Here is a 20,268-nt window from a genome sequence, read left to right as displayed (position 1 = left end):
GGGCTTTTTTTAGTCTTTAATTAAAATGCCGGCTTCTTCGAGTGCTTGGCATGCTTGATCGATGCGGTGTTCATCAGATGCTGTCAATGTATGCAGATGCACGCCGTCGGTCAGCTGTGACAAGTAGGCAGCATTCGTAGAATTGATTTTTTTAATGAAATGGCTAACTTCCTTCCGGGTGCCTACTTGGATGGCTGCAGTTAAATCTCCGTAAACGGGATGCTCAATTTTTACGTCTTTCACTGTAACGCCTTCGTCCACGATGAGCTGCAGTTCCTCTTCTGTCCGTTCAGGACTGTGCAGACATGCTATGATCCTTTCCGCCTGCTGGTGCTGCTGAGCGGCCGCATCCATGTATACATATCCTTGGCTTGTGGCGATAATCGGTTCATTTTTCGCTTTCAAGAGCGATATATCCTGTACAATAACCTGTCTTGAAACGTTTGCTTTTTTTGCGAGTTCTCCTCCTGTCAGCGGTGATGCAGATTCCTTCAGCCACAGAAGAAGCTGGTCACGCCTGTTGGCGCCCATAAGCTTTAATTCCTCGGTCAATATCAAATTCTCCTTTCTTTTGTTCCCAAAGCATTGTAAACGTATGTAATAACTGATCCAGCTGGTCAGCTGTTGTATGCCTGCCAAAAGAGATGCGGATAAATTGCAGAGCCTCTTGTTCCGTTTTTCTTAATGCTTTCATCGTTGCTGACGGACCGTGGTAACTGGCAGAACAAGCGCTGCCCGTTGAAATGCAAATATTGCTCCGATTACATTCTAACATAACATATTGTCCTTCAAATGAGTGAAAAAAACACCCTACAATATGCGGAAGACATTCTGTTTGTGAAGTATCTGCCGCAAGGGTTACAGGGAGAGACCGCATACGGATTTGGTCTAGAAAGTATGTTCTTAATGCCTCATTGCGGGGTATCTGTGTTTCCATTTCGCTTACGATCCATTCCGCCGCAGCAGTGAAGGCTCCGATCCCGGGAACATTTACAGTGCCGGCCCTGAATCCTCGTTCGTGAGTAGTGAGAGGATAAACGGGTTTCCAAGGGACATCCGGCCGGATATAGACCGCACCCACTCCTTTAGGTCCATGGATTTTATGGCTCGATATTGAGAGTGCATCTACTCCCAAATCTTCTGTATTGATAGGAATTTTCCCAAACGTTTGAACAGCGTCGCAATGAAGAAGAATACCCCTGTTATGCAGGTATGAAGACAGACGTTGAATGGGCTGAATGATCCCGGTTTCAGAATTGGCATGCTGAATCGATATCAAGCCTGTCTCCGGACGGATATGAGCTGCTAATATTTCCTCGGTAATAAGCCCGTATTCATTCGGTTGAATGATGGTGACATCAAATCCATGCTGTTCCAGATATGCAGCACAGTTTTGAATAGACTGATGCTCCATGGCGGTCGTAATAAAATGTCTTTTCGTTTTTGGCAGGCCGTTTAGCAATGATTGAATGGCCAGAAAATTAGATTCAGTGCCGCCGCTTGTAAAATAGATGCCGCTTGCTTCACCGCCAATGATGTTGGCGATTTTTTCACGGCAGTACTCCAGTATGTGATTTGCTTTTCCTCCTGCATCGTGCAGGCTGCTTGCATTTCCGTACATATCCATGCTGAGCTTCTGATATACGTTAAGAGCCTCCTCACAAATCGGCGTTGTCGCTGCATAATCTAAATAAATCATCCGGTCTTCCTCCATCCGTTCTCCATAAAAAACTCTTGAGTTTATTTTATCCTTGTGTAAATATAGGTGTCAAGACAGGTGTAAACAACAGGAGGATGACATATGTCTAAAAAGACGATTACAGTCATCGGTTCAGGGGCGGCGGCACTTTCTTTAGCGGCAGCTTTCCCGCCGTCATACGAAGTGACTGTTATCACAAAAAAAAGCGCCAAAAACAGCAATTCTGTCTATGCACAAGGCGGGATTGCTGCGGCCTATACAAAAGATGACTCGATTGAAGCCCATTTGGAGGATACGTTATACGCAGGGTGCGGCCATAATAATCCAGCTATTGCAGCAGATGTGTTACATGATGGAAAAATGATGATTCAAAGCCTATTGGAGCGTGAATTTCCATTTGACCGCAATGAACGAGGCGATGTTTGTCTCGGAAGAGAAGGAGCCCACTCATACAACCGTATATTTCATGCGGGCGGAGACGCAACAGGCAGGTTGCTTGTCGATTATTTGCTCAAACGGATCGACAGCAAAATTAAGTTAATCGAGCATGAAACGGCAGCAGAGTTGCTTATAGAGGATGGCCGCTGTATCGGCGTTATGACAAAAGACTGCAAGGGGCGGCTCAAGGTAAGGCATGCAGACGAAGTTGTGCTGGCTGCGGGCGGCTGCGGAAACCTGTTTCTTCATCATACGAATGATCCCTCTGTCACAGGTGACGGTCTTTCTCTTGCTTACAGGGCCGGAGCGGAAGTAACGGATTTAGAGTTTACACAGTTTCACCCGACACTGCTTGTGAAAAATGGTGTTTCCTATGGGCTTGTTTCAGAAGCTGTCAGAGGGGAAGGCGGATGTTTAGTAGACGAAAACGGCCGCCGGGTTATGGCTGAACGGCATCCTTTAGGTGACCTGGCTCCAAGGGATGTTGTCTCACGGGTTATTCATGAGGAAATGGCAAAAGGAAATCACGTTTATATTGACTTCAGTGCGATTTCTGATTTTGAAGCGCGTTTCCCTACCATCACCGCCATTTGTGAAAAAGCAGGGGTTGATATCCATAGTGGAAAAATCCCTGTTGCGCCGGGAATGCACTTCTTAATGGGGGGTGTTTCAGTTAATCGCTGGGGAGAAACGACAGTACCGGGGCTTTATGCGATTGGCGAGACTGCATGCTCTGGTTTACATGGAGCAAACCGGCTTGCGAGCAATTCCTTATTGGAGGCGCTGGTGTTTGGTAAAAGAGCAGCAGAGCATATTATGCAAAAACCGGTTTATAACAGGCAATATCAAGCGACTCCCAAAAACGTATTCTACGAGGTGCCAGATATAGAGGTGCATGAACTGCAAAGCAAAATGACAAGCCACATGTCTATTCTGCGGGAACAAAGCAGTTTGATTGAGCTTAGCATCTGGCTTCATACACTTCCATTTCAAAAAATGAATGTGAAGGATATCACAATTCGGCAGCTGGAGCTTTCTCATTTATGGCAAACTGCAAAGCTGATGACGTTTTCTGCGCTTTTACGGGAGGAAAGCAGGGGGGCACACTTCCGCACCGATTTTCCTCATGCTGAGGTGAGCTGGCAGGGAAGACAAATTGTCCATACAAAAAAAGGAACCAAGATCAGAATAAACGAAGGGATTTGGAACAATGAATCATTTACAGCTGAAAAAATTACTGAATCACTTTTTTCTTGAGGATATTGGGTCAGGGGATCTTACATCGCAGTCTATTTTTGGAGAGCAGAGCTGTGAAGCGGAGATTGTTGCAAAGTCAGAGGGGATCTTTGCAGGGGCTGCGGTGATAAAAGAAGGCTTTGCTTTATTAGATAAAAATGTTCAAATCATTTTACACAAAAGAGATGGGGACATTTTGCGAAAAGGTGAAGTTATTGCAGTGTTACGAGGTCCGGCCGCAGCGCTTCTTTCAGGAGAGCGGGTCGTATTAAATCTTATTCAGAGGCTGTCAGGAATTGCGACGATGACAAGAGAGGCTGTCCGCAGGCTGGATGATGAACAGATTAAAATTTGTGACACGAGAAAAACAACACCGGGGCTGAGAATGCTGGAAAAATACGCTGTCAGAGCGGGTGGCGGGTATAATCATCGATTCGGCTTGTATGACGGTGTCATGATTAAAGACAATCATATTGCTGCATGCGGCTCTATTTTAGAGGCATGCCAGAAAGCTCGTCAGGCCGTGGGGCATATGGTAAATATCGAAGTGGAAATTGAAACGGAGGACCAGCTGCGGGAAGCAATTGAAGCAGGGGCAGATGTTATTATGTTTGACAACTGTCCGCCAGATACGGTCCGTCATTTTTCAAAGCTCACACCGGATCATATAAAAACTGAAGCCTCTGGCGGGATTACGTTAGAATCTTTGCCTGCTTTTAAAGGGACGGGTGTGAATTATATTTCCTTAGGATTTCTGACTCATTCCGTCAAAAGTTTAGATATCAGCATGGATGTTACGTTATCAAATGAATCTGTGGAGGAATGCCGTTATGTCAATTCTTGATGTGATCAAACAATCGAATGATATGATGCCGGAAAGTTACAAAGGACTGTCAAGAAAAGATATGGAAATGCGTGTTGCCGCCATTAAGGAAAAGTTCGGCAGCAGGCTCTTTATACCAGGCCATCATTATCAAAAGGATGAAGTGATACAATTTGCTGACCAAACAGGCGACTCCCTGCAATTGGCCCAAGTAGCGGAAAAAAACAAAGAAGCGGATTACATTGTATTTTGCGGCGTTCACTTTATGGCAGAGACCGCTGATATGCTGACAGGCGAGCAGCAAACGGTTGTCCTGCCAGATATGAGAGCTGGATGTTCTATGGCTGACATGGCTGACATGCAGCAAACCAATAGGGCATGGGAGAAGCTTCAGCATATATTTGGAGATACGATCATACCTTTAACTTATGTGAACTCCACTGCGGAGATCAAGGCATTCGTCGGAAAGCATGGCGGAGCAACTGTGACTTCTTCGAATGCGAAAAAAGTGCTTGAATGGGCGTTTACACAGAAAAAAAGAATTTTATTTTTGCCTGATCAGCATTTAGGGAGAAATACGGCTTATGATCTGGGCATTGCGCTTGAAGATATGGCGGTGTGGGACCCGATGACAGATGAATTAGTGACTGAATCCGAGCATACGAATGTGAAAGTGATTTTGTGGAAAGGGCATTGTTCTGTTCACGAGAAATTCACCACTAAAAATATCCATGATATGAGAGAGCGTGACCCCGACATTCAGATCATTGTGCACCCGGAATGCTCCCACGAAGTCGTGACACTAAGCGATGATAGCGGATCAACTAAATATATTATCGACACAATCAACCAGGCTCCGGCGGGAAGCAAGTGGGCAATCGGGACAGAAATGAATCTTGTCCAGCGGATCATTCATGAGCACCCTGATAAACAAATCGAATCACTCAACCCTGACATGTGCCCTTGCCTGACAATGAACCGAATCGATTTGCCGCATTTGTTGTGGTCGTTGGAACAAATTGAAAAAGGAGAGCCTTCAGGCGTCATTAAGGTGCCAAAAGCCATTCAGGAGGATGCACTCCTTGCCCTGAATCGAATGCTTTCGATCACGTAGATCAGAAATATTTCCCTTCCTGTACTCATAACTTCTTTTGTTCAGGCATATGTTGTGAAGAAACATATTGTAAGCACAGCTGAACTGTTCACGTTTTGCATAGGAGGGGAAAACGTTGAAAATCCATATCGTTCAAAAAGGCGATTCGCTCTGGAAAATAGCTGAAAAGTACGGAGTCGATGTTGAGGAAGTGAAAAAACTCAATACACAGCTTAGTAATCCAGACTTAATCATGCCTGGAATGAAAATAAAAGTGCCGTCAGAAGGCGTCCCGGTCAGAAAAGAGCCAAAAGCGGGCAAAAGTCCTGCGGCCGGGAATGTGAAGCAAGAACATCCATATGCGAAAGAGAAGCCTAAATCCGTTGTCGACGTAGAAGACACAAAGCCGAAAGAAAAGAAGTCTGTGCCGTATGTCCCGCCGATGCCTAATTTGCAGGAAAATGTGTATCCTGAAGCTGATGTGAACGAGTATTATGATATGAAACAGCTTTTCCAGCCTTGGTCGCCTCCTAAACCGGAGGAGCCGAAAAAACATCATGACGGAAATATAGATCATATGTATCATATGCAAGATCAATTTCCACAACAGGAGGCTATGAGTAATATGGAAAATGCAAATTATCCGAATATGCCTAATATGCCAAAGGCGCCAGAAGTAGGCGGTGTAGAAGAAGAAAACGTTCATCACACAGTTCCGAATATGCCGGCTGTTCAGCCTTATTTTCATTATCCGGCTCATTTTGTACCATGTCCGGTGCCTATTTCGCCAATTCTTCCAGGATCCGGATTATGCTATCCGTACTATCCTGCACAAGCTTATCCAATGTATCCGATGCATGGATACCAGCCAGGCTTTATGTCGCCTCAGTATGATCCGGGTTTTGAAAACCAGCATCATGAAAACAGCCACCACGGACATTACGGTTCATACGGTGATCCGCATTACGCATCTCCGGCTTATGGATCTCCGTATGGACATATGCCATATGGCCCTTATTATGGCACTCCCCAAGTAATGGGAGCGTACCAGCCTGCTGCGGCTCCTGGTTACATGCCGTACAAAGATCATGACGACTGCGGCTGTGACGGTGATCATCAGCCATATTTCTCTGCGCCTGGCCACTCGGGACTGGGATCTTATGGAAGTCCTAATATGCCATATGGCACAGCTAACCCAAATCCAAACCCATATTCGGCAGGAGTTTCTATGCCAATGACGAATCAGCCTTCTGTAAACCAAATGTTTGGCCGGCCGGAAGAAGAAAATGAGTGATCGTTCGGAACGATGTAAATCGTTCCTTTTTTTGTTTTCAAGCAGATCACTGCCAAATGGACAGAACTGACACGCTTAACATGCCCCTCGGACGCACATGATAAAAACGAGCAAACATGCTCAATTCGTCCACGGGGGGTTTTTCCATTGGGTAAAAAAATGACGATCGCTAGCTTGATTCTTATGACAGCCGGCTTAACAGCATGCGGAGCAAACGATAATAATGCGATGAATGATACGCGCAATAACGGCAATACCCGTCCAATCGGATATTATACAAATGAAAACGATGCTGACAGACAGGGAGACGGAATCGACCACGATGGTCCTGTTTCTGAATTAATGGAGGATCAGAACGACGGTAACCGAAACACCACGAATGTAAATAACCGTGACCGTGTTACTGCCGACGATCGCGTTCCTCTGGCTACTGACGGAACATATAACAACACGAATAACCGAAACATGAATCGGAATGTGGCGTACAACGGGTATGACAACCAAGAAAACAGAAGACTGGCGGCCAAAATTGCCAACCGTGTGAAACAAGTGAAAAATGTCAATGACACACAAGTGATGGTATCGGATGACCGAGTAGTTGTCGCAGTCAGAAGCCACAGGGATTTCACAAAGTCTGACAGAGATAATGTCGCAAAAGCTGCTCGCAACTATGCGAATGGCCGTGACGTCCAAGTATCGACAGATAAAGGGCTGTTCAGAAGACTTCATAAAATGAACACCCGCTAAAGATGAAAGGCTGCCGGAAGATAGTGATATTCGGCAGCCTTTTTCTTTGCATCAGCGAATAATACCCATTAAAGTGTACATAGAAAAAGGAAAAGCAGGTGAAAACATGGCAGGCCATTCTAAGTGGAAAAACATACAAAAGAGAAAAAATGCACAGGATGCAAAGCGCGGGAAAATATTTATGAAGCTTGCGAAAGAAATCTACGTGGCAGCGAAAGAAGGCGGAGCGGATCCGGAAGCAAATTCAGCATTGCGTCTTGTTATCGAAAAAGCAAAGGGCGCCAATATGCCAAATGAAAATATAGACCGGGCCATTAAAAAAGCTGCGGGAGGCCAAGATGGAAGCAGCTATGAAGAAATCACCTACGAAGGCTACGGTCCTTCAGGGATTGCCGTCATGGTTGAATGCGTAACAGATAATAAAAACCGAACGGCGTCAAATGTGCGAACTGCCTTTAATAAAAATGGCGGAAGCCTGGGAGAGAGCGGATGTGTAGCCTTTTTATTTGAACGGAAGGGATTCATTACGATAGACCGGACTAAACAGCAAATAGAAGAAGATGAACTCATGCTTGATGTGCTGGAAGCAGGGGGAGAAGAGCTGCGGGCTGAAGAAGACCTATATGAGGTTTTAACAGAGCCTGAGTCTTTTGAAGAGGTAAAAACAGCGCTCGAATCGAAATATCCAATTTCTTCAGCGGAGGTGACCATGCTCCCCAAAACCTATGCAGATGCCGATGACCAGGCTGTTGAGAAACTGGAAACATTAATAGACATCCTTGAAGATGATGATGATGTTCAAGAAGTGTATACCAATTATCGCTCATAAAAAACCGGCACGATGTCATATCGGGCCGGTTTTTAGTTTGTTTAAGAGACACGTTCATTTTCATTAGTGTATTCTTTCTCCCAGAAATCAGCGTTTTTGATACCCAGCGCTTTCGGATCAAAGACCGGGTCTAAGCCCTGCTTCTTTTGGCGTTCATAATCCTTTAAAGCGAGAAGCGCCGGTTTGGCAAGCAGCACAATGGCAATGACATTCAGCCATACCATAATGCCAAGCCCTGCATCGCCCAATGCCCAAGCAAGTGAAGCTGTTTTCACAGTCCCATAGAACGTGGCGGCTAAAATAATCAGTTTTAAGCCGAGCATTGCCCATTTGCTTTCTCTGCCCCGTGCTAAATAAGCAATATTTGTTTCTGCGATGTAGTAATACGCCATAATTGTTGTAAATGCGAAGAAGAATAAAGCGATGGCAACAAAGCCTGCACCAAATCCGGGGAGAACACTGTCAATTGCCGCTTGTGTGAAACCAGGTCCTGCTTCTACGCCTTTAAGGTGATGGACGATAAAGGAACCATCTGCAGCCTGGGTATTGTACATTCCGGTAAACAAGATCATGAAAGCTGTAGCGGAACATACAAACAAGGTGTCGATATAAACAGAAAATGCCTGAACCAGCCCCTGCTTGACCGGATGAGAAACTTCTGCAGCGGCTGCGGGATGCGGCCCTGTTCCCTGGCCGGCTTCGTTTGAGTAAATGCCACGTTTAACACCCCAGGATATCGCCATGCCAATTAAGCCGCCAAAAGCGGAATCCAATGCAAAAGCGCTTTTGAATATCAGCGAGATCACAGCAGGCAATTCAGACACGTTCATGACAATAATAATCAAAGACAGCAGGATATATCCAAGGGCCATAAAAGGAACAATCATTTGCGCCGCATTAGCAATTCGTTTGACGCCGCCAAAAATAATAAACCCTAATAATAAAACGAGAGCACACCCTGTAATGAAAGGAGAGATGCCGAATGCATTTTTGACCCCGGCCGCAATGGAGTTGGACTGTACGCCCGGCATCAGAAGGGCCATTGCAATCAGGGCAGCAGCGGCAAATAAGACGGCAAACCACTTAATGCCTAAGCCTTTTTCTATATAATAAGCAGGGCCGCCCCGATATTGACCGTCTTGTTTCACTTTATAAATTTGGGCAAGCGTTGATTCAACAAAGGCACTCGCCGCCCCGATAAAGGCAATCGCCCACATCCAGAACACAGCGCCGGGTCCGCCAAATGCAATTGCTGTCGCCACTCCTGCGATGTTTCCTGTACCCACTCGGCCGGACAGCGCAATTGATAATGCTTGAAAAGAAGAAACGCCAGCTTCAGAGCTCTTTCCTTTAAACATCTGAACAATCATTTCTTTCAAATGTCTGACTTGTAAAAAACGGGTCATAATTGAAAAGATCAATCCAATTCCCAATAAAATATAAATGACGGGGGTACTCCATAAGATCGCGTTTAAACTAGCAACAATATCTGCCATCAAGCTTCCTCCTCACTTCCATTCGAATACATGTATAAAAAGGATTTTGGGCTAATCGAACTATTTCTACAATCGATTTGTCACATTATATGACTGATAATTATCAATAAGAAGAGGAAGGAAAAAAGAAAAAACGCGGCGTATCGATTACGCTGCGTTTTTCTGCAGAGGCCGACTTAGGGCATTTGTTATAAAATTCTTGCAACAATTAGCCTAGTTCAGTCAATCCGTATATAAAAGAACAAGCGATCACAATTGCTTGTTTATCTTATTCATGTATCGTCACCTCACTTGTGCCTGAGGCGGTTCTTCACGGATCCAATGATCATCTTTTCGCCAATCATACGTTTCATCAGTATCGAGGTGTAATGTCTGATTGCCGATTTTCACTGTGTTGTGATTGATCCATGTCACTGCTGGACGGCTGTCCGGATAATTCCAATAGATTGTTCTCTTAACAAGTGTTTTTTCATTTACAAGTTCACCTCTGGCCGCATCTAAGCTTAAGGTGTTTTCGGATACGTAAGTGTTTAACGTATAGCTGCCGTCAGGCGATTCAACCGATTGGACGAGGTTTCCTTTCGGAACGTTTTTTAGTGAAAATAACATCCAATAAACGGCGCCGCTAAAGAATACCAGCAGCATAAACATCAACGGGACTTTACTGCGTGTCTTGATGTGACTCTCTCCCTTTTTTTCTCTCATTTTACCATATATCGGATTCATATGATCTTTACATTTCTTTAAAATTAACTCAATAAAGCAATGATATGATGAAATAAAACCAATAAGGGTGAGGGGAGACAGAAAATGAAGAAAACGTATTGTCATTCCGGAGAGAAGGACTCAGAAGCGGTCTACTTAACTGTGAGAGGCTATCGAATTAAGTTGTCGCCTGAACAAATGAAACTGATTTCTACCGTAAGATAGTAAACATACAGAACAAAGGCAGCCACACAAGCGGCTGCCTTTTTGATTTAAGAATACTTTCTTTTCCGCTGTGCGAAATGCCTTTGAAACCAATCTTTCTTATATAAAAATGCGATGATCTCCAGCCAAAAACCCGGAATCTTTTTGGGGAATATCGGTTTTTTGTAGAGTGAATGATATGCTGATTTTAAGTCGTCCCACTGCGTGCATGTTTTTGTCTGCTCAAATCTCGCAACATCAATCACCCGCACCGCTCCGGTTTCTGTCAATATCAGATTCCGCAAATGAATGTCTGACGGGTTCAGTCCGGCTGCCCGGGCGTCAGAAAGCGCTTCTTCAACCTGCTGAATCATGTTATCACTGATTGCAATGCCTTTCTTCAGACAGTTATAAAAGGTTTCACCTTTAATATATTCCATAAGAATAAATGAATCGCCAGTTTCGTAAATGTCAGGATAGAATGCGGACCCGGCTAATTTTTCATAGATCGCGGCTTCTTTGACTGCTGTCGCTTGATACTCCGGAAAAAATACTTTCAGCGCCATTTTCCGGCCGCCTTCTGTTAAGGCAAACACATAGGCGCTTCTACCCTTGCCGATTAGTGTTAATTCCTCGGATTTCTCTTTGACTTTATCAAATCTGCTGTTTTTGCGGTATATGACTGAATGGGCCAGTTCCTCTGCTTTTGTCAGCATTTCATTCACCTTCTTTGCTCTATTTTATGCAGTCGTTTATAGGAAAATCATAAACTGTTCAGGAAAAAGAGCCTAATTCTAGTGTATCTGGTCTTGGAGAAGAAGGCTACTTATAAGCATAAATTGTGATAAAAGAGACATAGAGCGTTTATTTCCATTCTTGAAAAGCGCTTACAAATGGGATAGTATTAATTTTAAATAAAGCGCTTTCGTGAATATTCAAGGGGGAACATGCGATGACAAAACAGATTGTGACAGGGATTATCGGTGCAGGCCGCATCGGCAAACTTCATGTTCAAAATATAAGCCGGATTCCTCACATGAAATTAAAAGCAATCTCTGATATTCAGGCGAGCCGTATAAAAAGCTGGGCCGACAGTCATCAGATTGAATACATAACTTCTGATTATCGTGATTTATTACATGATCCTGAAATTGATGCTGTTTTTATTTGCTCACCTACAGCCGTACATGCTCAGATGATCAGAGAAGCAGCCGAAGCGAAAAAGCATATTTTTTGTGAGAAGCCAGTTAGTTTCTCTCTAGATGAAACAAGAGAAGCGCTTGCGGCCGTCCGGAAACATGGAGTAACACTTCAAGTCGGTTTTAACCGCCGCTTTGATCCTCATTTTAAGAAAATCAAAACAGTTGTTGAAAATGGTGAAATCGGTACACCTCACTTATTAAAAATCACGTCTCGGGACCCAGAACCCCCGAATATAGATTATGTCCGTATGTCAGGCGGCTTGTTTATGGATATGTCAATCCATGATTTTGATATGGCCAGATATATTATGGGAAGCGAAGTGACAGAAGTGTATGCAAAAGGGGCGGCTCTGGTGAATCCTTCTTTTGCGGAGCTTGGGGATATTGATACAGCTGTTATTACGCTGACTTTTGAAAACGGTGCCATGGCCGTGATTGATAACAGCCGCCAAGCAGTGTACGGATATGACCAGCGGGTAGAAGTTTTCGGGACGAAAGGCTCTGCAGCGGCGGACAATAGCAGGCCGACGACGGTTGAAGTGTCAACCGCTGATTTTGTGATGAAGGATAAACCGCATTTCTTTTTCCTTGAACGCTATAAGGATGCGTATGAGGAGGAGATTCTCCGTTTTGCAGAAGCGATCGGCACAAATCAGGAGACTGCCTGCACCGGCAATGACGGTTTACAGGCCGAACGAATTGCCAGAGCAGCACAGCAATCGCTTGCTTTTGGCATGCCTGTCAGTATTGAGCACACTGAAAAAATCGCTTTTTAATCAAAAAGGATTACAATTCCGCAAGCTTGGGTATATACTCCATTGATACTTTAAGTAGGCGGTGGAGAAAATGAATACAGTACATGCTAAAGGAAATGTTTTGAACAAAATCGGAATTCCTTCTCACATGGTTTGGGGTTATATTGGCGTTGTCATCTTTATGGTTGGAGACGGCCTCGAACAAGGCTGGCTGTCTCCTTTTCTCGTGGATCATGGTCTCAGTATGCAGCAATCCGCATCGTTATTTACCATGTACGGCATTGCTGTCACCATCTCGGCTTGGCTTTCAGGAACGTTTGTGCAAACGTGGGGGCCGAGAAAAACGATGACGATCGGATTGCTTGCGTTTATCCTCGGTTCGGCCGCTTTTATCGGCTGGGCGATTCCTCATATGTATTATCCGGCTCTCTTAGGCAGCTATGCCCTTAGAGGCTTGGGATATCCGCTGTTTGCATACTCTTTTCTCGTGTGGGTATCATACAGCACCTCTCAAAAAATTCTCGGAAAAGCTGTCGGCTGGTTTTGGTTTATGTTTACGTGCGGCCTTAACGTACTCGGCCCGTTCTATTCCAGCTATGCGGTTCCTGCCTTTGGAGAAATCAATACGCTTTGGAGTGCATTGCTGTTTGTGGCGGCAGGCGGATTTCTGGCCTTATTTTTTAACAAAGATAAATTTACCCCAGCAAAAAAACAAGATCAGCCGAAATGGAAAGAACTGTCGAAGGCATTTACAATTATGTTTGAAAACCCTAAGGTCGGCATCGGCGGAGTGGTCAAAACGATTAATGCAATAGGACAATTTGGGTTTGCCATCTTTCTTCCGACTTATTTAGCACATTACGGGTATTCGGTTTCGGAATGGCTGCAAATTTGGGGGACGCTGTTTTTTGTGAATATTGTGTTTAATCTTATTTTTGGCGCAGTTGGAGATAAACTTGGCTGGCGCAATACAGTCATGTGGTTTGGCGGTGTCGGATGCGGCATTTTTACGCTGGCGCTTTATTACACGCCTCAGCTGATCGGGCATCAGTATTGGGTGATGATGATGATCGCCTGCTGCTACGGCGCGGCATTAGCCGGCTACGTTCCATTAAGCGCTCTTTTGCCAACGCTTGCGCCTGATAATAAAGGCGCTGCCATGTCAGTGTTGAATTTGGGATCTGGTTTGTGTGCGTTTATCGCGCCGGGTATCGTGAGCCTTTTCATTGGACCGCTCGGTGCAGGCGGCGTAATTTGGATCTTTGCGGCATTGTATTTTTTCAGTGCTTTTCTGACGCAATTCTTGACAATTCCTGAGCAAGGAACAGAGGTGTATACGGAGGAACGGTTTATCAGGGAAAATGTGCAGACAAATTTTGATAAAACGGTTAAGCAGTAGCCTCTTTGGTCAAACTAATCATAAACGTGTGCAAAGAGGTGTAGAGGGTGAAACGATTCAGCACGGCGTATCTTTTACTGGGCATTCTTTGCTCAGCCGCAGTATTTCAAATAGGCGCTCCTTCCCGCGCGCTTGGCGCGGAAGTGGAGCATTATGAACCGCTGCAAGTACATGTGCAGCTTGAAAAGGTGTATTTGGACGGCGATGTCAGCATTGAGCATAAGCGTGAAAAAGTGCTTTCCATGGATGATTTTTGGGCGGCTTATGCCGGATGGACGCTTGTGGAACAAAAAAAGGGATATGTGCTCTTCCGGAAGCAAATGGACGATATTTCTCCGCTCAGCAAAGTGAACGGGTATATCGGTGTATCGGATAATGGAGTGATTTCCACTTTTCATGGGCGGCCTGAGCCAGCTTCCGAACCCATTCAGTCTTTTTTTCAAATTGATTTAGAAAGGCTGGAAAGCCACATGCAAAAAAATCTGTTGAAAGGCATTCCATTTCGGACAAAAGCGGAGTTTGAGGATGTCATCGAACATATTAAGACATACAGCGGGTAACGTCATCTGATTGAAGACATGTATTCATGTCTTTTTTTTCGTGAAAGAATGAGAGAGAAGCGAACGTATGTTAACTTTTCTATAAGACTTTGGCTGTTTTTATGGTACAATGAAGAACAGTCAAAGAGGTGAATGTGCGTGATTGAATTTGTTAAAGGGACGATTGATTATGTATCTCCCCAATATATCGTCATAGAGAACGGAGGCATCGGCTATCAGATTTTTACGCCGAATCCGTTTATATATAAGGAGAGAAACCAAGAAACGATTTTTACATATCATCATATCAGAGAGGATGCCTTTTCGCTTTACGGTTTTTCAACGAGAGAGGAGAAGGCGCTCTTTACAAAGCTGTTAAACGTGACCGGAATTGGGCCGAAAGGAGCACTTGCCATCTTGGGCTCGGGTGATCCGGGAGCGGTCATCCAAGCAATTGAAAATGAGGATGAAGCTTTTTTAGTCAAGTTTCCTGGAGTAGGAAAGAAAACCGCACGCCAGATTATTCTAGATTTAAAAGGAAAGCTGGCAGATGTTGTGCCTGAAATGATTGAAAATCTGTTTAATCATGAAGAAAGGCTTGAAAAGCAAACAGCGGAAACGGCTCTCGAAGAAGCACTTGAAGCCCTCAGGGTTCTCGGATATGCTGAAAAAGAAATCAAAAAGGTGCTTCCTCACCTTAAAGAAGAAATTGGGCTGACAACAGACCAATATGTGAAAAAAGCATTACAAAAACTATTAAAGTAAGGTGATGTTCATGGATGAACGGCTCGTCTCAAGTGAAGCAGACAACCATGAATCAGTGATAGAGCAAAGCCTGAGGCCGCAAAATCTGGCACAGTATATCGGACAGCATAAGGTGAAAGAAAATTTACGCGTGTTTATAGATGCGGCGAAAATGAGACAGGAGACGCTGGATCATGTTCTTCTGTACGGACCGCCCGGACTTGGAAAAACAACGCTGGCTTCCATTGTTGCAAATGAAATGGGAGTGGAATTGCGGACGACATCAGGGCCTGCGATTGAAAGGCCTGGTGATTTGGCTGCTATATTAACGGCGCTTGAACCGGGAGATGTATTATTTATTGATGAAATACATAGGCTGCACAGATCGATTGAAGAGGTGCTTTATCCTGCAATGGAAGACTTTTGCCTGGATATTGTGATCGGCAAAGGCCCTTCTGCCCGCTCAGTGCGGCTTGACCTGCCGCCGTTTACGCTGGTGGGAGCTACGACGAGGGTAGGGCTATTGACGGCTCCTTTAAGAGACAGATTCGGCGTCATGTCACGCCTTGAGTACTATACACAAGAAGAACTGGCCGATATTGTTACGAGAACTGCGGATGTATTTGAGGTTGAGATTGATAAACCGTCTGCTCTTGAAATTGCAAGGAGATCTAGAGGTACGCCGCGCGTGGCGAACCGCCTGCTGAGAAGGGTGCGCGATTTCGCCCAAGTCCTAGGTGACAGCCGGATTACGGAAGACATTTCTCAGGATGCGCTGGAGCGGCTTCAGGTTGACCGTCTCGGTTTAGATCATATTGATCATAAGCTGTTGATGGGCATGATCGAAAAATTTAACGGCGGGCCAGTGGGCCTTGATACGATTTCCGCTACGATCGGCGAGGAATCGCATACGATTGAAGACGTATATGAACCATATCTGCTGCAAATTGGATTTATCCAAAGAACGCCGCGTGGAAGGATCGTGACACCGGCCGTTTATCAACATTTCCAAATGGAGGCTCCCCGATATGACTGAGTTTCCTAAGATCATGATGATTCTTGGAGCTGTTTTGCTTATTATCGGAGCAGTTTTACATTTTGTCGGCAAGCTGCCGGGAGATATTTTTGTAAAAAAAGGAAATGTCACGTTTTTCTTCCCGGTTGTCACTTGTATTATCATAAGTGTGGTATTATCAATTTTGCTTAATCTTTTCGGCAGAATGAAATAACAAAAGACTAGAATAAAGGTGAAGTTATCATGAAAGTCGATTTATTTGATTTTGAACTACCGGAACGTTTAATTGCACAAGTACCGTTGGAGGAACGCGATGCTTCAAGGCTGATGGTGCTTGATAAACATACAGGAGAGCTGACTGACAGCTCGTTTAAACACATTATCAGCTTTTTTAACGAAGGAGATTGTCTTGTGCTGAACAATACCCGTGTGCTGCCTGCGCGGTTATTCGGCACAAAAGAGGATACCGGTGCGAAAGTGGAGCTTCTTTTGCTGAAACAAGAAACCGGCGATAAATGGGAAACACTTGTCAAACCGGCGAAACGGGTGAAAAAAGGAACCGTTGTCACATTTGGAGACGGAAGATTGAAGGCAGTTTGCACGGAAGAGCTGGAGCACGGCGGCAGAAAAATGGAATTTCAATATGACGGTATTTTCTACGAGGTGCTGGAATCCCTTGGAGAGATGCCGCTTCCGCCATATATCAAAGAACAGCTTGATGACAAAGAGCGCTACCAGACCGTGTATTCAAAAGAAATCGGCTCTGCCGCTGCGCCTACAGCAGGCCTTCACTTCACGGAAGAAATTTTACAGCAGCTGAAAGATAAAGGCGTGCAAATTGAGTTCATCACACTCCACGTTGGCCTTGGAACATTTCGCCCTGTGAGTGCCGATGAAGTGGAAGAGCATAATATGCATGCAGAGTTTTATCAAATGTCGGAAGAAACGGCTGCGGCTTTAAACAAAGTAAGAGAAAATGGCGGCAGGATCATTTCTGTCGGCACGACCTCGACACGCACGCTTGAAACGATTGCCGGGGAACATGACGGGCAATTTAAAGCATCGAGCGGCTGGACATCTATTTTTATTTATCCAGGCTATGAATTTAAAGCCATTGACGGAATGATTACAAACTTCCATTTGCCGAAATCGTCATTGATTATGCTGGTAAGCGCGCTTGCTGGAAGAGAAAACATTCTGCGTGCCTATAACCATGCGGTGGAAGAGGAATACCGTTTCTTCAGCTTCGGAGACGCGATGCTGATTATCTAATTTGAGAACAGGAGGCCTCATTAAAAGTGGCTGAACAACCAATACGCTATGAATTTATAAAAGAATGCAAACAAACAGGAGCGCGGCTGGGCAAAGTGTATACGCCTCACGGCTCCTTTGAAACGCCGGTTTTTATGCCGGTCGGTACACTGGCGACAGTCAAAACAATGGCGCCTGAAGAGCTGAAAGCAATGGATGCGGGCATCATTTTAAGCAATACCTATCATCTATGGCTGCGTCCGGGTCACGATATTGTCAAAGAAGCGGGCGGGCTTCATAAGTTTATGAACTGGGACCGCGCCATTTTAACAGATTCAGGCGGTTTTCAGGTCTTTTCTTTAAGCAAGTTTCGTAATATAGAGGAAGAGGGCGTCCATTTTCGCAACCACCTAAATGGGGACAAGCTGTTTTTATCTCCGGAAAAAGCGATGGAGATCCAAAACGCACTCGGCTCCGATATTATGATGGCGTTTGACGAATGCCCGCCATACCCGGCAGAGTACGATTACATGAAACGGTCAGTTGAGCGGACAAGCCGCTGGGCGGAACGCTGTCTGAATGCTCACAACCGTCAGGATGAACAAGGGCTGTTTGGTATTGTCCAAGGCGGAGAATATGAAGATCTGCGCACACAAAGTGCGAAGGACTTGATTTCCCTTGATTTTCCGGGATATGCTATAGGCGGATTGTCTGTCGGTGAACCGAAGGATGTGATGAACCGTGTACTCGAGTTTACAACACCGCTCTTGCCGAAGGATAAACCGAGATATTTGATGGGAGTCGGTTCTCCGGACGCGCTGATCGACGGAGCAATCCGCGGGGTCGATATGTTTGACTGTGTGCTGCCTACTCGGATTGCAAGAAATGGCACAGTGTTTACAGCTGAAGGACGACTCAATATGAAAAATGCGAAATTCGAAAGAGATTTCCGTCCGATTGATGAAGAGTGTGATTGCTATACATGTAAAAACTACACTCGCGCGTATATTAGGCACTTGATTCGCTGCAATGAAACATTTGGCCTTCGATTAACAACTTACCATAACCTTCATTTTCTGTTACACTTAATGGAGCAGGTAAGACAGGCCATTCGCGAGGATCGTCTGGGTGATTTCAGAGAAGAGTTCTTTGAGCGTTACGGCTATAACAAGCCAAATGCGAAAAGCTTCTAAATAAACAATAACAGGCTTACAGAAAGGGGTGAAAATGATGACTGGCACTTTAGGCACATTGGTTCCTATTATTTTAATGTTTGCGGTCCTTTACTTCTTGCTGATTCGTCCTCAGCAAAAGCAGCAAAAGGCTGTACGCCAAATGCAGGAGGAACTGAAAAAAGGCGATTCAGTAGTGACAATCGGGGGATTGCACGGTACTGTTGACTCTATCGATGAGAGCAAAGTCGTAATTAAGACTGGTGAAAACACACGTCTTACGTTCGACCGCCGCGCGATCAGAGAAGTTTCTGCTGCTGAATAACAGCAGGAGCTATACATAGCAAACAAAAAAAGAGCGGGTGAGCCCGCTCTTTTTTATGTGGAAGACCTGTTTCCCCTTATGTTTACGCCGAAAATCCCGCCCAGCATGCACACCCCTAAAAACCCCAGATGGAAGAGCAGCTGTTCTGCCGTAAATGTCTTTCCAAATCCTAAATACTGAAACAATAAGATAATCAGAGAAAAACTTAAGGCGGTCAATGCGCCAATCATCCAGCCTCTTTCCTTGCCTTTCCCGCCTGAAATGAATCCGCCGATAAATAAAGAGAGAAATGAGATAGCGGTGATCAGCCAGTTAAATGATGACTCTTCCAGCGAGGTTGCGGTCAATAAAAGTGAAACCGCTAAACTTGTTAGGAGCATGGCTGAAAATATGGCGATTAAGCCGTAAAGAATGCCTTTTCCAACTTGTTTCGTTTCCTCCATGATTGTCTCCTCTCTGCCTGTATTAAAAGGCTTCTATTCTTTTTTTGTACAAAACCGTCAGACATGCTGATGGCTCGTCTTTGTAAAAATGTATTCCCTTAACCCTTGAATTAGACGTAAAAGCTTTATGAAATACAATCGGTTTTTCTTACATAAATTGTTCGTTTTGTTGCATCCTATGACGAGTCGGAGGTGCATGATGGAAGAGCTTCTCACTATTGCGTTTCGCACAATCGTATTGTATTTTGTGATACTGATCATTTTTCGTTTCATGGGCAAACGGGAGATCGGGGAGCTTAGCATTTTAGACCTCGTTGTCTTTATCATGATGGCTGAAATTGCCGTTTTGGCCATAGAAAACGTAGAAGATCATTTGTTTCACACCATTTTGCCAATGCTTGTATTAATGGTTATTCAAGTGACATTCGCATACCTATCTTTAAAAAGCCGAAAAGTCCGCCAGCTTCTTGACGGTAAGCCGACCATAATTATTAAATATGGGAAAATTGACGAAGACGCCATGAGATCACAGCGGTATAATTTTGATGATTTAATGGTTCAGCTCAGAGAAAATAGTATCGACAGAGTAGCTGATGTATCATTTGCCATTTTAGAGCCGTCAGGCAAACTGACTGTTGTAAAGAAAGAAAATAGCGGAGAGCATCAGCAGCTCGATTTGCCGCTCATCCTTGATGGCTCCATTCAAACCGAAAACCTGTCCAGAATCGGTAAAGATAAACAATGGCTGCTTGGAAATTTGCAAAAACACGGGTACACAGACCCTTTAGATATTTCATTTTGCTCGTTTACAGATGGAGAATTATTTATTGATGAAAAAGATGGGCACCGTACGTGACCA

Annotated in this window: 23 protein-coding genes; 17 read left to right on the top strand and 6 right to left on the bottom strand. The window is 44.7% G+C overall.

Annotated features, from left to right (window positions below; translation table 11 throughout):
• Nucleotides 1-9 precede the first annotated feature (9 nt).
• On the bottom strand, nt 10-552 hold the full coding sequence (locus tag CDO84_RS13115; RefSeq protein ID WP_014664839.1) for a transcription repressor NadR: 543 nt from the start codon (nt 550-552) through the stop codon (nt 10-12).
• Complete coding sequence (locus CDO84_RS13110; protein WP_040082273.1) at nt 512-1,699, bottom strand: IscS subfamily cysteine desulfurase; 1,188 nt, start codon at nt 1,697-1,699, stop codon at nt 512-514. Before CDO84_RS13110 ends, CDO84_RS13115 begins: the two co-directional genes overlap by 41 nt.
• A 102-nt stretch (nt 1,700-1,801) precedes the next feature.
• On the opposite strand from CDO84_RS13110, the gene nadB reads away from it, so the two are divergent.
• The 6 genes from nadB to CDO84_RS13080 all read left to right on the top strand — a co-directional run bounded on the left by nadB (nt 1,802) and on the right by CDO84_RS13080 (nt 8,159).
• On the top strand, nt 1,802-3,394 hold the full coding sequence (nadB, locus tag CDO84_RS13105) for an L-aspartate oxidase (RefSeq protein ID WP_040082275.1): 1,593 nt from the start codon (nt 1,802-1,804) through the stop codon (nt 3,392-3,394).
• Nucleotides 3,348-4,217 (top strand): carboxylating nicotinate-nucleotide diphosphorylase, encoded by an 870-nt coding sequence (gene nadC, locus CDO84_RS13100; RefSeq protein ID WP_040082276.1) that lies wholly within the window; start codon nt 3,348-3,350, stop codon nt 4,215-4,217. The genes nadB and nadC overlap by 47 nt, the downstream gene beginning before the upstream one ends.
• The gene (nadA, locus tag CDO84_RS13095; protein ID WP_040082277.1) at nt 4,204-5,310 is read left to right on the top strand and encodes a quinolinate synthase NadA; all 1,107 of its coding nucleotides are present in this window, start codon (nt 4,204-4,206) and stop codon (nt 5,308-5,310) included. Before nadC ends, nadA begins: the two co-directional genes overlap by 14 nt.
• Nucleotides 5,311-5,425: 115 nt before the next feature.
• Entirely contained in the window at nt 5,426-6,583 is a 1,158-nt protein-coding gene (gene safA / locus CDO84_RS13090; protein WP_040082278.1) for a spore coat assembly protein SafA, read from the top strand.
• 147 nt (nt 6,584-6,730) lie between these two features.
• Nucleotides 6,731-7,330 carry a spore germination protein SgpA gene (sgpA, locus tag CDO84_RS13085; protein WP_040082279.1) on the top strand — a complete coding sequence of 200 codons (600 nt, stop codon included), beginning with the start codon at nt 6,731-6,733 and terminating at the stop codon, nt 7,328-7,330.
• A gap of 106 nt (nt 7,331-7,436) precedes the next feature.
• Nucleotides 7,437-8,159, top strand: a complete 723-nt coding sequence (locus CDO84_RS13080; RefSeq protein ID WP_040082280.1) for a YebC/PmpR family DNA-binding transcriptional regulator — start codon at nt 7,437-7,439, stop codon at nt 8,157-8,159.
• Between the two features lie 41 nt (nt 8,160-8,200).
• Here the strand turns inward: CDO84_RS13080 and CDO84_RS13075 are convergent, their stop codons facing one another.
• Complete coding sequence (locus CDO84_RS13075; protein WP_040082282.1) at nt 8,201-9,655, bottom strand: alanine/glycine:cation symporter family protein; 1,455 nt, start codon at nt 9,653-9,655, stop codon at nt 8,201-8,203.
• Nucleotides 9,656-9,937: 282 nt separating this feature from the next.
• Nucleotides 9,938-10,264, bottom strand: coding sequence for a DUF5412 family protein (locus tag CDO84_RS21440; RefSeq protein ID WP_231560773.1), 327 nt, complete (start codon nt 10,262-10,264; stop codon nt 9,938-9,940).
• Nucleotides 10,265-10,465: 201 nt separating this feature from the next.
• On the opposite strand from CDO84_RS21440, the gene CDO84_RS21435 reads away from it, so the two are divergent.
• Nucleotides 10,466-10,585 (top strand): hypothetical protein, encoded by a 120-nt coding sequence (locus CDO84_RS21435; protein WP_014664829.1) that lies wholly within the window; start codon nt 10,466-10,468, stop codon nt 10,583-10,585.
• Between the two features lie 47 nt (nt 10,586-10,632).
• Here the strand turns inward: CDO84_RS21435 and CDO84_RS13065 are convergent, their stop codons facing one another.
• Entirely contained in the window at nt 10,633-11,280 is a 648-nt protein-coding gene (locus tag CDO84_RS13065) for a phosphotransferase (protein ID WP_014664828.1), read from the bottom strand.
• 236 nt (nt 11,281-11,516) lie between these two features.
• Here CDO84_RS13065 and iolG point away from each other — a divergent pair, with 236 nt between their 5' ends.
• From iolG to yajC, 9 genes are all read left to right on the top strand, one after another.
• Nucleotides 11,517-12,542, top strand: a complete 1,026-nt coding sequence (gene iolG / locus CDO84_RS13060) for an inositol 2-dehydrogenase (RefSeq protein WP_014664827.1) — start codon at nt 11,517-11,519, stop codon at nt 12,540-12,542.
• A 70-nt stretch (nt 12,543-12,612) separates the two neighbouring features.
• Entirely contained in the window at nt 12,613-13,920 is a 1,308-nt protein-coding gene (locus tag CDO84_RS13055) for an MFS transporter (protein WP_040082283.1), read from the top strand.
• A 47-nt stretch (nt 13,921-13,967) separates the two neighbouring features.
• Nucleotides 13,968-14,480 (top strand): sporulation cell-cell signaling protein BofC, encoded by a 513-nt coding sequence (gene bofC, locus CDO84_RS13050; RefSeq protein WP_040082284.1) that lies wholly within the window; start codon nt 13,968-13,970, stop codon nt 14,478-14,480.
• 138 nt (nt 14,481-14,618) lie between these two features.
• Nucleotides 14,619-15,224: a Holliday junction branch migration protein RuvA gene (gene ruvA, locus CDO84_RS13045; protein WP_014664824.1), complete on the top strand. Its 606-nt coding sequence runs from the start codon at nt 14,619-14,621 to the stop codon at nt 15,222-15,224.
• 10 nt (nt 15,225-15,234) lie between these two features.
• The gene (ruvB, locus tag CDO84_RS13040; protein ID WP_040082286.1) at nt 15,235-16,239 is read left to right on the top strand and encodes a Holliday junction branch migration DNA helicase RuvB; all 1,005 of its coding nucleotides are present in this window, start codon (nt 15,235-15,237) and stop codon (nt 16,237-16,239) included.
• On the top strand, nt 16,232-16,432 hold the full coding sequence (locus CDO84_RS13035; protein WP_014664822.1) for a DUF2905 domain-containing protein: 201 nt from the start codon (nt 16,232-16,234) through the stop codon (nt 16,430-16,432). The genes ruvB and CDO84_RS13035 overlap by 8 nt, the downstream gene beginning before the upstream one ends.
• Before the next feature lie 29 nt (nt 16,433-16,461).
• The gene (gene queA, locus CDO84_RS13030; RefSeq protein WP_040082288.1) at nt 16,462-17,490 is read left to right on the top strand and encodes a tRNA preQ1(34) S-adenosylmethionine ribosyltransferase-isomerase QueA; all 1,029 of its coding nucleotides are present in this window, start codon (nt 16,462-16,464) and stop codon (nt 17,488-17,490) included.
• A gap of 26 nt (nt 17,491-17,516) precedes the next feature.
• Nucleotides 17,517-18,662 (top strand): tRNA guanosine(34) transglycosylase Tgt, encoded by a 1,146-nt coding sequence (tgt, locus tag CDO84_RS13025; RefSeq protein WP_040082289.1) that lies wholly within the window; start codon nt 17,517-17,519, stop codon nt 18,660-18,662.
• 37 nt (nt 18,663-18,699) lie between these two features.
• Nucleotides 18,700-18,966, top strand: a complete 267-nt coding sequence (gene yajC, locus CDO84_RS13020; protein WP_003237527.1) for a preprotein translocase subunit YajC — start codon at nt 18,700-18,702, stop codon at nt 18,964-18,966.
• Between the two features lie 53 nt (nt 18,967-19,019).
• On the opposite strand, the gene CDO84_RS13015 is transcribed toward yajC, so the two are convergent.
• Nucleotides 19,020-19,409: a TIGR04086 family membrane protein gene (locus CDO84_RS13015; RefSeq protein WP_032728255.1), complete on the bottom strand. Its 390-nt coding sequence runs from the start codon at nt 19,407-19,409 to the stop codon at nt 19,020-19,022.
• A 199-nt stretch (nt 19,410-19,608) separates the two neighbouring features.
• Here CDO84_RS13015 and CDO84_RS13010 point away from each other — a divergent pair, with 199 nt between their 5' ends.
• Nucleotides 19,609-20,265 carry a DUF421 domain-containing protein gene (locus tag CDO84_RS13010; RefSeq protein ID WP_040082291.1) on the top strand — a complete coding sequence of 219 codons (657 nt, stop codon included), beginning with the start codon at nt 19,609-19,611 and terminating at the stop codon, nt 20,263-20,265.
• Nucleotides 20,266-20,268: the final 3 nt, after the last annotated feature.

Source organism: Bacillus sp. MD-5 (assembly GCF_002201875.1).
GTDB lineage: Bacteria > Bacillota > Bacilli > Bacillales > Bacillaceae > Bacillus > Bacillus stercoris.
The sequence above is the reverse complement of the archived record's forward strand: the minus strand, read 5'-3'. Positions and strand labels throughout refer to the sequence as shown.